Annotated in this window: 16 protein-coding genes; 4 read left to right on the top strand and 12 right to left on the bottom strand. The window is 37.9% G+C overall.

Annotated features, from left to right (window positions below):
* Positions 1–424 precede the first annotated feature (424 nt).
* Both GGR22_RS12895 and GGR22_RS12890 read left to right on the top strand, forming a co-directional pair.
* On the top strand, positions 425–853 hold the full coding sequence (locus tag GGR22_RS12895) for a DoxX family protein (protein WP_121377457.1): 429 nt from the start codon (positions 425–427) through the stop codon (positions 851–853).
* Positions 854–1,020: 167 nt separating this feature from the next.
* Positions 1,021–1,212 (top strand): hypothetical protein, encoded by a 192-nt coding sequence (locus tag GGR22_RS12890; RefSeq protein WP_121377456.1) that lies wholly within the window; start codon positions 1,021–1,023, stop codon positions 1,210–1,212.
* 53 nt (positions 1,213–1,265) lie between these two features.
* Here GGR22_RS12890 and GGR22_RS12885 read toward each other — a convergent pair whose 3' ends face one another.
* Both GGR22_RS12885 and GGR22_RS12880 read right to left on the bottom strand, forming a co-directional pair.
* Positions 1,266–1,805 carry a DUF4199 domain-containing protein gene (locus tag GGR22_RS12885; protein ID WP_121377455.1) on the bottom strand — a complete coding sequence of 180 codons (540 nt, stop codon included), beginning with the start codon at positions 1,803–1,805 and terminating at the stop codon, positions 1,266–1,268.
* A 119-nt stretch (positions 1,806–1,924) separates the two neighbouring features.
* Positions 1,925–2,392, bottom strand: a complete 468-nt coding sequence (locus GGR22_RS12880; RefSeq protein WP_121377454.1) for a helix-turn-helix transcriptional regulator — start codon at positions 2,390–2,392, stop codon at positions 1,925–1,927.
* A gap of 150 nt (positions 2,393–2,542) precedes the next feature.
* On the opposite strand from GGR22_RS12880, the gene dcm reads away from it, so the two are divergent.
* A complete protein-coding gene (gene dcm, locus GGR22_RS12875) occupies positions 2,543–3,547 on the top strand; it encodes a DNA (cytosine-5-)-methyltransferase (RefSeq protein ID WP_121377453.1) in 1,005 nt (334 codons plus the stop codon).
* 12 nt (positions 3,548–3,559) lie between these two features.
* Here dcm and GGR22_RS12870 read toward each other — a convergent pair whose 3' ends face one another.
* From GGR22_RS12870 to GGR22_RS12850, 5 genes are all read right to left on the bottom strand, one after another.
* The gene (locus tag GGR22_RS12870) at positions 3,560–3,976 is read right to left on the bottom strand and encodes an OsmC family protein (protein ID WP_121377452.1); all 417 of its coding nucleotides are present in this window, start codon (positions 3,974–3,976) and stop codon (positions 3,560–3,562) included.
* A 62-nt stretch (positions 3,977–4,038) separates the two neighbouring features.
* The gene (locus GGR22_RS12865) at positions 4,039–4,347 is read right to left on the bottom strand and encodes a hypothetical protein (protein WP_182493990.1); all 309 of its coding nucleotides are present in this window, start codon (positions 4,345–4,347) and stop codon (positions 4,039–4,041) included.
* 51 nt (positions 4,348–4,398) lie between these two features.
* Positions 4,399–4,929 (bottom strand): YceI family protein, encoded by a 531-nt coding sequence (locus tag GGR22_RS12860; RefSeq protein WP_121377450.1) that lies wholly within the window; start codon positions 4,927–4,929, stop codon positions 4,399–4,401.
* 41 nt (positions 4,930–4,970) lie between these two features.
* Entirely contained in the window at positions 4,971–5,690 is a 720-nt protein-coding gene (locus tag GGR22_RS12855) for a pirin family protein (protein WP_246336965.1), read from the bottom strand.
* Between the two features lie 266 nt (positions 5,691–5,956).
* A complete protein-coding gene (locus tag GGR22_RS12850; RefSeq protein WP_121377448.1) occupies positions 5,957–6,538 on the bottom strand; it encodes a Crp/Fnr family transcriptional regulator in 582 nt (193 codons plus the stop codon).
* Between the two features lie 138 nt (positions 6,539–6,676).
* Here GGR22_RS12850 and yaaA point away from each other — a divergent pair, with 138 nt between their 5' ends.
* Complete coding sequence (yaaA, locus tag GGR22_RS12845) at positions 6,677–7,435, top strand: peroxide stress protein YaaA (protein ID WP_182493988.1); 759 nt, start codon at positions 6,677–6,679, stop codon at positions 7,433–7,435.
* Here the strand turns inward: yaaA and GGR22_RS12840 are convergent, their stop codons facing one another.
* From GGR22_RS12840 to GGR22_RS12820, 5 genes are all read right to left on the bottom strand, one after another.
* Positions 7,436–7,858: a hypothetical protein gene (locus tag GGR22_RS12840; RefSeq protein WP_182493987.1), complete on the bottom strand. Its 423-nt coding sequence runs from the start codon at positions 7,856–7,858 to the stop codon at positions 7,436–7,438.
* Positions 7,859–8,002: 144 nt separating this feature from the next.
* Positions 8,003–9,589 carry an MDR family MFS transporter gene (locus tag GGR22_RS12835; RefSeq protein ID WP_121377445.1) on the bottom strand — a complete coding sequence of 529 codons (1,587 nt, stop codon included), beginning with the start codon at positions 9,587–9,589 and terminating at the stop codon, positions 8,003–8,005.
* 69 nt (positions 9,590–9,658) lie between these two features.
* Positions 9,659–10,738: an HlyD family secretion protein gene (locus GGR22_RS12830; RefSeq protein ID WP_182493986.1), complete on the bottom strand. Its 1,080-nt coding sequence runs from the start codon at positions 10,736–10,738 to the stop codon at positions 9,659–9,661.
* A gap of 12 nt (positions 10,739–10,750) precedes the next feature.
* Positions 10,751–12,094 (bottom strand): TolC family protein, encoded by a 1,344-nt coding sequence (locus GGR22_RS12825; protein WP_182493985.1) that lies wholly within the window; start codon positions 12,092–12,094, stop codon positions 10,751–10,753.
* Positions 12,084–12,710 carry a TetR family transcriptional regulator gene (locus tag GGR22_RS12820; RefSeq protein WP_121377442.1) on the bottom strand — a complete coding sequence of 209 codons (627 nt, stop codon included), beginning with the start codon at positions 12,708–12,710 and terminating at the stop codon, positions 12,084–12,086. The genes GGR22_RS12825 and GGR22_RS12820 overlap by 11 nt, the downstream gene beginning before the upstream one ends.
* Positions 12,711–12,876 lie beyond the last annotated feature (166 nt).

The raw sequence follows: 12,876 nt of genomic DNA, 5'->3' as shown, positions 1-12,876 counted from the left end.
AAGCTGTTGTTGTTCTACGTAAATTTCTTGTTATACAAGACTAACTAGGTGCTATACAGCATAAGTGCTATATAAAACTACACTAAACTAATGTTATACAACATTTATTCTATGTTGTTTTGTATCATATTAATGTTACAAAACATTAAGTATATATAATACAACACAAGTGCTATGTCATGCTACACTTATTCATTGTTACATGACATTTTTAAAATGTAATATAACATCAGTGTTACATAGTATTCATAAAATATCATGCAGCATTCGTGTAAAAAAAGGAGCGCTTGATTAAAATTTTCTATTTAGGGGCTTAGTGTCTTTTTGACGTAGAGTTATAGTAATCATTTAAAATTAATGCTAATTATTTAATTATATACTTAAATATTAGTAAATTAGATGTGTAATTATAAATTATATAATCATGGAAACGGTAAAAATTAAAAACCTAAACAAGTGGGCCAATTCGCATACTTCTTATCCCATAGATATTCTAAGGATTGCTTTAGGCGTTTTTTTATTCCTGAAAGGAGTGTCATTTATAAAAGACAGCCATAGGCTTATCGATTTGCTCTCTCCTTTGGGAAATTTTGACGGTGGTATGTTTGTCTACCACTATGTAGCTGCTGCACATATTATGGGCGGTGTTATGATTGTCTTTGGACTCTTGACGCGATGGGCAATCTGGGCACAACTGCCGATTTTGATTGGCGCCGTATTAATTAATTTCATCGGAACTTTGGTTGTATCCAACTTGATTGTATCTGTCATAACGCTTATCGTCTGCATTTTCTTTTTAATTTATGGCAGCGGCAAGCATTCGGCAGATTATTATTTTAAGATGGAGAAATAAAGAATATTAAATTTAGATTAAGAAAAGAGCAGCTAATAAGCCTGCTCTTTTTTTATTTGACGGATTATTTAATTATCTCTTAAGTTAAAATTAGCGTTGCTATGTATAAAATGTCGTAACTTGTAGATGTGAAAAGGACATAAGAATAATCTTGAAATTGCTATATCATGGAAACGAAAATTACTTTTGGGACGGAAGAGAAAGACCGATTTCAAAAACCGAGCTTTACGGAAGAATTAATCAGTAAAAAGGAAGAGCTGAAAAAAAGAATGAAAGACAAGAATCTGCAATTAAAGAATCTCTTGAAGACCAATCTCGAACTTTTGAAAAGTAATGATATCAATATGATGCTTTTCTAAGAGAACTTTATAAAGAATAAAAAATAAGCCTCGCGTTAGCAAGGCTTATTTTTTTAGGCAGTCTCGTAATTTTCTTTTTTCGAATTGCGTTTTAATATCAGTGCGCTGATCAGCGTAACGACTAATCCAATAGGAAGTACTTCGCCATAGGTCATCACGATAATCAGCAATGGGTTTTTATACCATTCTTTATACGTTTCCATTGTGGCAGTCTGGGCTTTTATTTCCGTTGCGGTAGCACCGCTTTCTGCTGCCTGCTTTAGCATATGCGACGTATATTTTTCCATGAAATCAGGAATAAAGAAATAATATTCGACCAGCCATACCACTACATATATTGTAGAAGCAATAAGCGTAATAAGCAATCCGATCTTGAACGCTTTTCCGAAAGAAATCAATCCCGAATTGAATTTGTCGCGGTAATTTTTGATGCCTACAAATACAAAAGAAAAGGCAAGAAGCATTCCGAGATATCCCAAGACCATGCTTCCTTCAAAGTTAGCATTGTCATAACATAATATGGTAGAAACTACCATCATTGCCGTGACGATAAACCCTGCAATAAGACCATTTGTCAAAATTGTTTTTTTCATTTTAAAAGTTTTTAGTTGATTTTACTACTGCAAAATTGAATGTTTTCAGGCGTATCAAAGTCATACTTAAGAATGATTTTAAATCAAATGGGCCGTTTTGCTACTTTAGTATGAACCTTTTAGGGTATAAGTCTTAGGCGTTTTGCTTTCTCTACGGCTTGCGTCCTACGATTGACATCAAGCTTTTCGAAAAGTTTTGAAGAATGCGTTTTTATGGTTGGCAATGAGACAAAAAGCTGCGAAGCTATTTCCTGGTTGCTGCAGCCTTGCGCGATCAATTCCAAGACCTCCATTTCTCGCTTGCTGAGGTTTAATTTTTCCAGCTGGCTTTTGTCTTGTATGAATTCTGCCGACTCAATATACACTTCCTTTTCAACGATTATGGTTTCTTTTTTGGGCTTCGTGAGTTTTTGCGCAAGCCAGATTCCAAGAACTGTAAAAACCACAGCAATCGATCCTACATATATTTCTAAAGAATGGTCTATGATGATAAAGCGAAGCTCGAGCCATTTTACCAAAAAAAGCAAGACGGCCAAAGAGACTCCGTAGAGGATGGGAGATTTATATTTTAAAAAAAATTGTCGCATGCATTATTTTATGCTTCAAAGATAGAAAATGTATTTTTAAAATGTTTTTAGTCCTGTTTACCGATGATGCAGAATTTAGGAACTGACACAAAAAAAGTAAAAGCAGATTTTTGTTTTTAATATGCTATTTTTGTTCAAAACAGCTGATATATGATTAAAGTAGGAAGCTTATATGCTGGAGTTGGCGGCATCTGTCAAGGATTTATAAATGCCGGGGCAAAAATGGCTTGGGCTAATGAAATCGACAAAAAAGCCTGCGTGACGTATCGCGCCAACTTTGAGCACCCTATTTTTGAAGAAGATATCTGGAAGTTAAATCCTGAAGAATTAGAGAAAGTCGAAGTCTTGGCTGCGGGATTTCCGTGCCAGCCTTTTTCTCTTGCCGGCTATAGAAAAGGGTTTGGTGACGAAAGAGGCAATCACTTTTACCGAATATTAGATTTTGTGGAAGCTCTAGGTCGGCCAAAAGTTATTTTTTTGGAAAATGTGAAAAACCTGAAAAGCCACGATAATGGCAAAACATATATCATTATTGAAGAAGCCATGAAAGCTAATGGCTATTCGTTTGCTGCAAAAGTATTGAATTCCAGAGAACATGGAAATCTGCCGCAAAACAGAGAGCGTATCTATATGGTCTGTTTTAGGAATGATGAAGACGGAACCAACAGGTATACCGAACATTTTGAATTTCCAAAAGCCATGAAATTGAAAAGAAAAGTTGTTGATATCGTAGACAACTCTGTTTCAGACTCTAAGTATTTTTATGGCGAAGACAAATATATGTTCGATAAATTACAGCAATCCATCCGCAGAAAAGACACAGTTTATCAATGGAGAAGGCAATACGTTCGGGAAAATAAAAGAGATGTATGCCCGACATTGACAGCCAACATGGGAACTGGCGGACATAACGTTCCGCTGGTCTTGACAGACAAAGGCATCCGAAAGTTAACGCCAAAAGAATGTTTTGAATTCCAAGGCTTTCCAAAAGATTTTGTCTTGCCTGGTAAGATAAGTCATTCGCGTTTGTATAAACAAGCAGGTAACTCTGTTAGCGTTCCTGTTGTGGAGCGTATAGCCGTTTCTATCTTAAAAGCTTTGAAAAAAGGGGATAAGAATAAAAAAACCGCTCCATTCGAAGCGGTTCAGAATTAATAATTGTATAGCTTATGCTAATTTAGCATTCAGGATAATTTCGGCATTTAAAAGTTGCGAAACCGGACAGTTTTCTTTAGCGTTTTTCGCTGCCTCTTGAAACTGTTCTTCAGTAATTCCGCTTACTGTAGCTGTCAGGTCTAATGTAATAGTGGTAATTTTTCCATCTTCAAAAGTGACTTTCGCAACCGTATCAAGGTTGTCTGGCGTAAAGCCAAGTTCTGATAAGACAAAGCTTAGCTTCATGGTAAAACATCCCGCATGAGCCGCTCCAATCAATTCTTCTGGATTGGTACCGACTCCGTCTGCAAAACGAGTCTTGAACGATAATTGTGCTTTATCTAAGGTAGTGCTTTGTGTAGAAATGGTTCCTTTTCCTTCCATTCCGGTGCCTTGCCAGTTGGCGCTTGCTTGTCTTGTGAATTTCATGTGTATTGTTTTTTAGGTTTGTTATTGAGCATAAAGTTAGAGAAAAATATTTTTTAGAAACCTTAAACCATGTTATGATTTTCTAAAGCCGAAAGGATTTCGTTTTTAAGCAGGCCGCTTCCGCCGCCATAATGCTGCACGATGCTGCAATTTGGGTTCGTTGTCGCAAAAAAGGCCCGCAATTTTTCTTCGCTTTCCGGCTCTATGCCGCAACCCAGCAGTACAATATGAAAATTGATGCTTTGGAATAATTCCATAGCCGTTTCATCTGTTTCGGCTCCAGCACCAAACCAGTCTTCGTTGTTGTTTATCAGCCTGACGACCGTTTCTAGTATTTCTGGGTGCCGTCCGATGTATAAGATATTTTTCATGATGATAAAAAGCAAAGCCTTTCTCAATTAAAGAAAGGCCTGCTTGTATAATTATTGCTTGATAAATTGCAATTCGATCTGAAGTTTTACTTCTTCACCGACCAAAACACCTCCGGTTTCTAAAGCAGAATTCCAGTTCAATCCCCAATCTTTACGATTGATTTTTCCTGATACTGACAAACCTGTTTTGGTATTTCCCCAAGGATCTTTTGCCAATCCGCCAAATTCTACATCTAAAGTGACCGATTTTGTCTCGCCGTGTAATGTCAAGTCACCTGTCAGTTTGTATTCTCCTTCGTTTAGTTTTTTGAAAGAAGTAGATTTGAAATTGATTTTCGGAAACTGTGCTGCATCGAAAAAGTCGGCGCTTAACAAATGCGTATCTCTGTCTTTGTTTCCTGTTGTGATAGAATCGATATCGCCTGTAAATTCAAACTGTGCTGTTTCAAAATCATCACCTTGCGTTTCGATGGAAGCATCAAATTTTCCAAAGTTTCCTGATACATTTGTAAACATCATGTGTTTTACTTTAAAACCGATTTCTGAGTGTGCTGGGTCGATTGACCATTTTGTTGTTGTCATAATTTTTGTTTTTAATTAGTATGTTATTTTTGTTTGAATTCTTATAAAGCCATTGGTACTTCCATCAGCAGGATTTCTGCATTTTCGGATAAAGCTTCGATAGCGATAGCTTTTGTGTCCCAGATTCCCAAACCGTCCCTTTCGTTTAAGGCAATAGTTCCGATATTGAAATCGCCTTTGATGACAAAAGCATAAATGCCGTTTCCTCCTTTTTTAAACTTGTATTCTATCGCAAAACCTTTGTCAAATTTGCCTAAATGAAACCAAGCATCTTGATGAATCCAGACCCCTGCGTCATCGGCATTTGGAGAAAGAATCTGCTGCAGCTTGTTATGGCGTTCGTTTTCATCTAAAGAAATCTGATCGTATCTAGGCGTTACGTTTTTCTTGTTTGGATACACCCAAATCTGCAAGAATTTAGTCAATTTATCTTTATTCTTGTTGAATTCGCTATGATAAATTCCAGTTCCGGCGCTCATGGCTTGGATATCTCCTTTTTTGATTACGGCCACATTTCCCATGCTATCTTGGTGTTCTAAATCGCCTTCAAGCGGAATCGAGATGATTTCCATGTTATCATGCGGATGCTTTCCGAAGCCCATACCAGCATCAACACGGTCGTCGTTTAATACTCTCAAAACGCCGAAATGCATTCTGTCGGGATTATGGTAATTCGCAAAGCTGAACGTATGATGCGAATCCAGCCAGCCGTGATTTGCATGTCCGCGAGTAGCTGATTTATGCAACACCGTATTTTCCATAACAAATGATTCTGGATTTGGAAGATGGTTGAATCCAAGCGGCTCCAATTCTTTAATCTCGTCGATATCGTTTTTCATGACATCGCCTATCGCAGCAGACGTGATGAACATTCCAGTGCCCATCAATCCTTTTTTTATAAAATTTTTACGGTCCATTTCTAATGCGTTTTAATTACAGGACAAATTTCCGTCAGAAAATCTCCTTATGCATTGAACTAGGACAAGAAAAACTTTTTTTGTAAATTTTTTTGAGGGAATTTAAAATATTAGTTTTTTGCGATTCGAGCTCTTACTTTGCTGAGAAACTCAGGCGAAATTCCCAAATAGGATGCGATATAATGTTGTGCTACGCGCTGCGGAATGGTAGGATAGAGTTCCAGAAACTCAAGATATTTTTCTGTTGCCGTTTGAGAAATAGTGTGAAAAAGCCTGTTTTGGGTTACTGACAGATTTCTTTGCATCAAAATACGAAATGCTCTTTCAAACCTTGGCGCTTTGGTAAACAGTTCTTCTTTTGATTCTGGCGAAAATATCAAAAACTCGCAATCTTCAAGAGTTTCGATAAAAACCTGGCTCGGCTTGGTTTCATAAATACTGAAGGAGATATCGCTGACCCAGGCATCTTCAATCGCGAATTGTAGGATGACTTCAAAACCGTTGGCGTCGATATAATATTTTCTGACGCAGCCTTTGATTACGAATGCTTCAAAATTGCACATTTCGCCTTCATGGAGCATGATGGTTTTTTTTGGTACTTTTTTATATTCTAATAACGAATTGAACGTAGACAATTCTTCTTCCGAAAATGAAACGTAACGACTGATGCTTTTGTTGATTTGTGAATACAAGGCGTGAGTTTTTTGAGGTTTCTACAAATATACTAAAAAGAGAGAAACTGAATTTATGGAATTAGCTCTCGTATTTTTGATATAAAAAATCAAAATTCATGCGTATGATTTTGTATTTTTGAAATCAAATTCCAGAACATGAAAATCGTTATTTCGCCTGCCAAATCTTTAGATTTTGAAACCGCACTGCCTACAACTACACATACCGAATCTGTTTTTCTAAAAGAATCGAACACCATCCACAGAGTCTTAAAAAAGCTGAAGCCTAAAAAACTTTCTGAGTTGATGGACATTTCAGAAAAGTTAGCGGATTTGAATTGGCATAGAAATCAAGAATGGGCAACACCTTTTACATTGGAAAATTCCCGCCAGGCGATTTATGCTTTTAATGGCGATGTCTATATTGGTTTGGATGCATATTCTCTGCCTTTGGAAAAATTAGATGATTTGCAAGGCAAACTTAGAATTTTGTCAGGATTGTACGGTTTGCTTAAGCCTTTAGATCTGATACAGCCGTATCGTTTGGAAATGGGAACCAAGCTCCCAGTCGGAAAAAACAAGAACTTGTATGAATTCTGGAAGGCGAAAATTACGAAGTCATTGAATTCAGAATTGAAGAAAGGCGAGCTGTTTGTGAATTTGGCCAGCAATGAATATTTTGATTCTGTGGATGTGAAGGCGCTAAAAGTTCCTGTAATCACTCCAGAATTCAAGGATTATAAAGATGGCAAGCTAAAGATGATCAGTTTCTTTGCCAAGAAGGCGAGAGGCATGATGGTTCGTTATATTATTGATACGAATGCGGAAACGATTGATGATTTGAAAGGATTCGATTATGAAAGTTATAAATTCGATGCTAACTTGTCGAAAGGGAACAAATTAGTTTTTACGAGATAATTACGATTCAACAAACTCGCTGAATTCTCTTATGGCTTCGCGGGTTGTTTTTCGCTGGTTTCTTGAAAGTTCGGCTACAGCGCTGACGCTTTTCTTAGCACATTTTTTTATTTGGACAATTTTTTGGGAAAGTTCCTCAAGCTTTTGAGATTCTTCAAGCGAAATTTTTGCTTTTATAGATTCGATAAGGCTGATGAATTCTGGAATCGCAAATCGGTTTTCTGAGTAGCTTTCTTGGAGTTCTTCCAAAAGTTCATCCGTATCTTTGTTAATATCTGTCAGGTATTCGACGCTTTTTTTGCTGAATTCCTTGAATATTTTCTTCTCTTTTTTGCCGAATAGTCCCATGATAATCAGATTAAAAATTAATACAACTACCTTACATTCAATCAAATGTATGAAATAAAAGGATTTGTTGTGCATTGCTTGGCTTTTATTTTAAGCACAAGGCTAAAGTAGGCGGAATATCAGGGAAACAAATTAAGCAGATATTAAATAAACGCTAATTTAAAAACAGAAAGCTTCGGGAATCCCGAAGCTTTCTCAAATAATAACCTTGAAAAAATATTAATGCATGGCATCTGCCGGATTAATTTTGTTTTTACTTTTCTTGATGAGAAGTATGATCGGTATGCAGCACAAGAACATAATTCCCAAATACATAAAGATATCCATATACGATAATACCGTAGCTTGCTTCATGACCGAAACATCCATGACTTGATACGCTTTTCCGAGCGCTTCGCTGGAACTAAAACCTTTTGCCATAAATCCTTGTTGCAATTGATGTACTCTGTTTTGGACTTCCAATTTATCGGCACTTAAATGAGACACTAAATCCACGCGATGGTTTTGGCTGAATCTTGTGATGAAAGTGGTGATAATCGCAATTCCGAAGGAACCTCCTAATTGTCGCATCATTCCTGTAAAAGCAGCACCTTCTCCAATATGTTTTCCTTTTAATGTTGATAAGGCTAGAGTAGTGATAGGAACGAATAATAGTCCAAGTCCGATTCCTCTTAAAATCAGCGGCCAGAACATGTGTTCGACACCCGTGTCGGGCGTAATCACATTGTGCATCCAGAAGGTGAAGAAAAAGAATACCAAGAATCCAACGCCGACCATATAGCCTTGCGGTACGCCTTTTTGGATTAAATTCCCGACGATAGGCATCATGAATGCGGTAGTAATAGAACCTGGAATTAGTAATAACCCCGCATCTAAAGCTGTCCATCCTAAAACGGATTGGGTATAGATTGGCAAGATCAATGTCGAGCCGTATAATCCAAATCCGAGGATAAAGCACATTACAGTTCCGATTCTAAGATTTCCGTCTTTTAATACGCTGAGGTTAACAATCGGATATTTATAAGTCAGTTCTCGCCAGATAAATAATATCAATCCGAAAAGGCTGACGATACTTAATGTGGTAATCAATCCGTCGTCAAACCAATCGTCTTGCTGTCCGTGTTCTAAGACAAATTGCAAAGAACCGATGAACATGGCTAACAGCAGAATTCCCCACCAATCGACTTGGCTTGCCCTTAGCTTTTCACCATATTTAGGGCTTTTTACATACGACAAGGTCAAGATTGTAGCTATAATTCCTAAAGGAATATTGATGTAAAAGATATAAGGCCAAGAATAATTTTCTACGATATAACCTCCCAAAGGCGGTCCTAATGTTGGTCCTACAATTACACCTAAGCCGTAAATTGCTTGAGCCATTCCTCGTTTGGCAACCGGATAGCTTTCTGTAATGATTGTCTGTGCCGTTACCAATAATGCTCCTCCGCCAAGTCCTTGGACAAAACGAAAGACGACGAGTTCCCAGATGTTTGTAGCGTTACCGCATAGAAATGATGAAACGGTAAAGATGACGATGGACACGGCAAAATAATTTCTTCTTCCGAATTGCTGTGACAACCAGCTCGTCATCGGAATCACGATTACGTTGGCAATCGCATAGGCAGTAATTACCCAGGCGACATCAGTCAGGGTAGCACCGAGGCTTCCGCGCATGTCTGTCAGGGCCACGTTTACGATGGTCGTATCGACGATTTCCAACAGGGCACAAAGTACCGCGGTAATCGTAATGATAACCCTTCTGAAGCCGTATTCAACTAAACTGTCTTCTCCTGAAGTTGCTTCCATTTTAATTTAAGATTTTGGATTGATGATTTAGGATTTTTTACAAATCCTAAATCATCAACCTGCTGGGATTTATTTTAAGTGTACGTCAACGTCAACGTTCATACCTGGACGAAGATTTTTTACTTTATCTGGAGCATTTTCAGGATCAAGGCTGATTTTTACAGGAAGCCTTTGGATTGTTTTTACGAAGTTTCCAGTAGCATTATCAGGAGGAAGCAATGAAAAACGCGCTCCAGTTGCAGGAGAAAATGACGTGATTGTTCCTTTGAATTCGTAATCAGGATAAGCATCAACATGAATGCCTACTTTTTGCCCGACTACCATTTTGCTCAATTGGGTTTCCTTGAAATTAGCGATAACCCAAGCTTCGCTGTTGTTGATGATATAAAACATCGATTGCCCCGGCTGCACAAATTGTCCTGGCTGTATGTTGATTTTAGAAACTTGTCCGTCGATTGAAGCAGTCACAACTGTATAGTTTAAGTTCAATTTCGCAGCATCGAGAACGGCTTGCGCTTTTTTGATATTTGCAGCGGCCACTTCCGTCTGTTTGTTCGTTACGTTTGAACGAGAGGCTGCTACTGATTTTTGGTAAGTACTAGCTCTTTGTTGTTGTTGTAAGATTTTCAATTCGCTTTCAGCTTCTAGTTTTGCAGCTTCTGCCTGCTCGAATTGCTGTTTGGTAATCGATTTATTTTTGTAAAGGTTTTGGTAGCGCACAAAGTCGTTTGCCGCTCTAGTCAGCCTGATTTTTGCGGTTTCGATATTTCCACCCGCAGAAGAAATATTCGCTTCAGAAATAGAGATATTTGCCAAAGCACCGCCAATATCAGCTTTCGAAACTTCTAAGCTGCCTTGTGCTGCAACTAATGCTGCATTCGCTTCTTCTACTTTTACTAAGTAATCTTTGTCGTCTATGGTAAAAAGCGTATCGCCTTTTTTAACGAAGTCGTTGTCTTTTACATACACTTTTGTCACATAGCCCGAAACTCTCGGGATGATCGGGTTCATGTTTTTCTCAATCTGGGCATCATCGGTTGTTTCGTGAGAAAGCGAGTGAACGTATTTGTATATTCCATAAGTTGCGCCGATTACGACTAACGCAGCAAGTATGAACGTAAACTTTTTATTTGTTTTTTTCTTTTCCATCGTGAAGGGAATTTAGTTTTTAGTGATATTGAATGAGTCGGTTAGTTTGCCGGAAGCACTTAGCAGTTCGTAATAGCTTTGCGCAATGTCTGCTTTTGAAAAGGCTTCATTTAATTTTGCTTGAAGTTCTTGTACGTCGGCTTCCAAAAGGTCGTTGGTGTCCGAAAGTCCGTTGTCGTATTTGTCTTTTACGATTCTGAAATTTTCAGATGCCTGAACAATCGCTTCTTGGTAGACTTTGTACTGTTTCAACGAAAGTGCATAATTTTCTTGTGCTTCTTGAACTTCCATTTTGATACGGTCTGTCAGGATATCGGCAGATTGTTTTGTTTCTGAAGCTTGGCTTCGTGCCAGCTTTACATCTTTTCCGTTTTTGAAAATAGAAGCAAGGTCATACGAAACACCGACTCCAAAATTGATAGCATTATTTACTTCCAAGACGTTTTTCAGATTAAAAGCAACATAACCGCCGATTAGCGATACAGAAGGATAATAGTTTCCTTCGGCAACCTTGATATTCGCTTCTGAGGCTTTTTGCATCCATTTTAAAGCTTCCAAATCACTTCTGCCGGCAAGAGCATCATTTTGATTAATTGAAGCCTTAGGAAAGCCTGAATTTTCAAAAATAGCATCGTCGGGAGAAATCTGTGTTCCTTCTGGAAGCTTGAGTAGATTTCCAAGCTGGTAGTTTAATGTGGCGACTTTTCTTTTGGCGTCTTCTAAAGACAATTCGATGTTGGAAGACTGCAATTGCGATTTCAAAAGGTCGTTTCTGGCAATCAACCCGTTTTCTTCCATAGCTGTAAAATCTTTGACACGCTGTTGAGAGCTCTTCAGGTTTTCTTGAATCAATCGTACGGACTGTTGTGCTTTGTAAAGATTCACGTAAAGAATTACCGTGTTCATAGCCAGCTGCTCTTTGGTGTTTTTTGCGTTCAGCAATTCGGCTTGGTATCTGTTCTCGAAAGCTTTTACGCTGTTTTTTAGCTTAAATCCAGAAAAGATCGGCATAGAAAGGCTGGCTTGTCCCAAAATCAACTGGTTTACCTTTGGCGATGAAGTCGTTTCGCCTTCAGCTGGTTCAGAGCCTCCGAAGGAAACTTTTGAATTGATGTTGGCTTCGGTCAATCGCTGGTATTGTCCGGAAATTTTCAGGCTAGGGTAGCGGTTGTTTTTTACGGTTTCTAATTCGTACTTCGAAGTTTCGGTTTTGGTGTCTGCCAATCCGGCCTCGTTGCTTTGAGTTGTGGCCAAGCTAATGGCCTCGTTTAGTGTCAGGGGTCTTTTTTCTTGGGCGGTTGCTTCAGCAAATCCCAGAATCAAGAGCATTCCCAACAACAATGGGTTAGTTTTCATAAACTAAAAAGGCTTTAATTGTTTGTTTGATGTGACTTATTACTTCTGTTTTTATAAAATGATCGTATGCTTCCTCGGTCTTCAAATTGAAGAGTTCTTCATAAAAAGGGCGGTTGGTATGGAAGTGAAAAAAAGTGCCCATGATCGTAGGAGGCAAAAGTGCCGTGTTGATGTTTTTTCGAAAGACTCCTTTTTCTTGTCCTTCAGCAATTATTTTTTGAAGCGATAGGAGGTTCTGTTTTTTTACATCGGTAAAGACCTTGAAATCCATGATTCGCTTTTTAGAAGAAAATTCAAAATGGAGAATTTGGTACAGGCATCTGTTTTTGTTCAGACGGTTTATGTAAAGTTCGATAAGCTTCTCGATTTTTTGGATAGGAGAGAGGTCTTCGCTAAAAAGATTTTCGAGCTGCAATCTCAAATCGGAAGTTCGGAAGATGATCAACGATTCGAGTAATTTTTCTTTGGAGCCAAAATAATAGGAAATCATCGCAATGTTGATATTGGCCTTTTTTGCGATGTCGCGGATGGAAGTTCCGTCGAATCCTTTTTCTGCAAAAAGCTCCTCGGCTACCTGAAGGATTTCTAATTGCTTTTCATTAAATTCAGTCGTCATTTTTGTGCATCATTAAATCGGGTACAAAATTAAACACTTGTTTAAATTAAACGATTGTTTAATTTTTGTTTAACATTTTTTTAACGAAAAACGTTTGAGAAAATGACGATAGATAATTTCTATATTGATTTTTTAAATAATTTTAATTCAGACTATTGAATTTAAT

Origin of the sequence: Flavobacterium gossypii (genome assembly GCF_014138495.1) — a bacterium.
GTDB lineage: Bacteria > Bacteroidota > Bacteroidia > Flavobacteriales > Flavobacteriaceae > Flavobacterium > Flavobacterium endophyticum.
This window is presented reverse-complemented; position numbering and strand designations above follow the sequence as displayed.

Excerpts from the sequence above, each read along its gene's own strand:
- yaaA (WP_182493988.1), top strand. The coding sequence starts at position 6,677 with ATGAAAATCGTTATTTCGCCTGCCAAATCTTTAGATTTTGAAACCGCA.
- GGR22_RS12855 (WP_246336965.1), bottom strand. The coding sequence starts at position 5,690 with ATGGAAAATACGGTGTTGCATAAATCAGCTACTCGCGGACATGCAAAT.
- GGR22_RS12830 (WP_182493986.1), bottom strand. The coding sequence starts at position 10,738 with ATGGAAAAGAAAAAAACAAATAAAAAGTTTACGTTCATACTTGCTGCG.
- GGR22_RS12835 (WP_121377445.1), bottom strand. The coding sequence starts at position 9,589 with ATGGAAGCAACTTCAGGAGAAGACAGTTTAGTTGAATACGGCTTCAGA.
- GGR22_RS12890 (WP_121377456.1), top strand. The coding sequence starts at position 1,021 with ATGGAAACGAAAATTACTTTTGGGACGGAAGAGAAAGACCGATTTCAA.
- GGR22_RS12895 (WP_121377457.1), top strand. The coding sequence starts at position 425 with ATGGAAACGGTAAAAATTAAAAACCTAAACAAGTGGGCCAATTCGCAT.
- GGR22_RS12880 (WP_121377454.1), bottom strand. The coding sequence starts at position 2,392 with ATGCGACAATTTTTTTTAAAATATAAATCTCCCATCCTCTACGGAGTC.
- GGR22_RS12860 (WP_121377450.1), bottom strand. The coding sequence starts at position 4,929 with ATGACAACAACAAAATGGTCAATCGACCCAGCACACTCAGAAATCGGT.
- dcm (WP_121377453.1), top strand. The coding sequence starts at position 2,543 with ATGATTAAAGTAGGAAGCTTATATGCTGGAGTTGGCGGCATCTGTCAA.
- GGR22_RS12865 (WP_182493990.1), bottom strand. The coding sequence starts at position 4,347 with ATGAAAAATATCTTATACATCGGACGGCACCCAGAAATACTAGAAACG.
- GGR22_RS12820 (WP_121377442.1), bottom strand. The coding sequence starts at position 12,710 with ATGACGACTGAATTTAATGAAAAGCAATTAGAAATCCTTCAGGTAGCC.
- GGR22_RS12885 (WP_121377455.1), bottom strand. The coding sequence starts at position 1,805 with ATGAAAAAAACAATTTTGACAAATGGTCTTATTGCAGGGTTTATCGTC.
- GGR22_RS12870 (WP_121377452.1), bottom strand. The coding sequence starts at position 3,976 with ATGAAATTCACAAGACAAGCAAGCGCCAACTGGCAAGGCACCGGAATG.
- GGR22_RS12840 (WP_182493987.1), bottom strand. The coding sequence starts at position 7,858 with ATGCACAACAAATCCTTTTATTTCATACATTTGATTGAATGTAAGGTA.
- GGR22_RS12825 (WP_182493985.1), bottom strand. The coding sequence starts at position 12,094 with ATGAAAACTAACCCATTGTTGTTGGGAATGCTCTTGATTCTGGGATTT.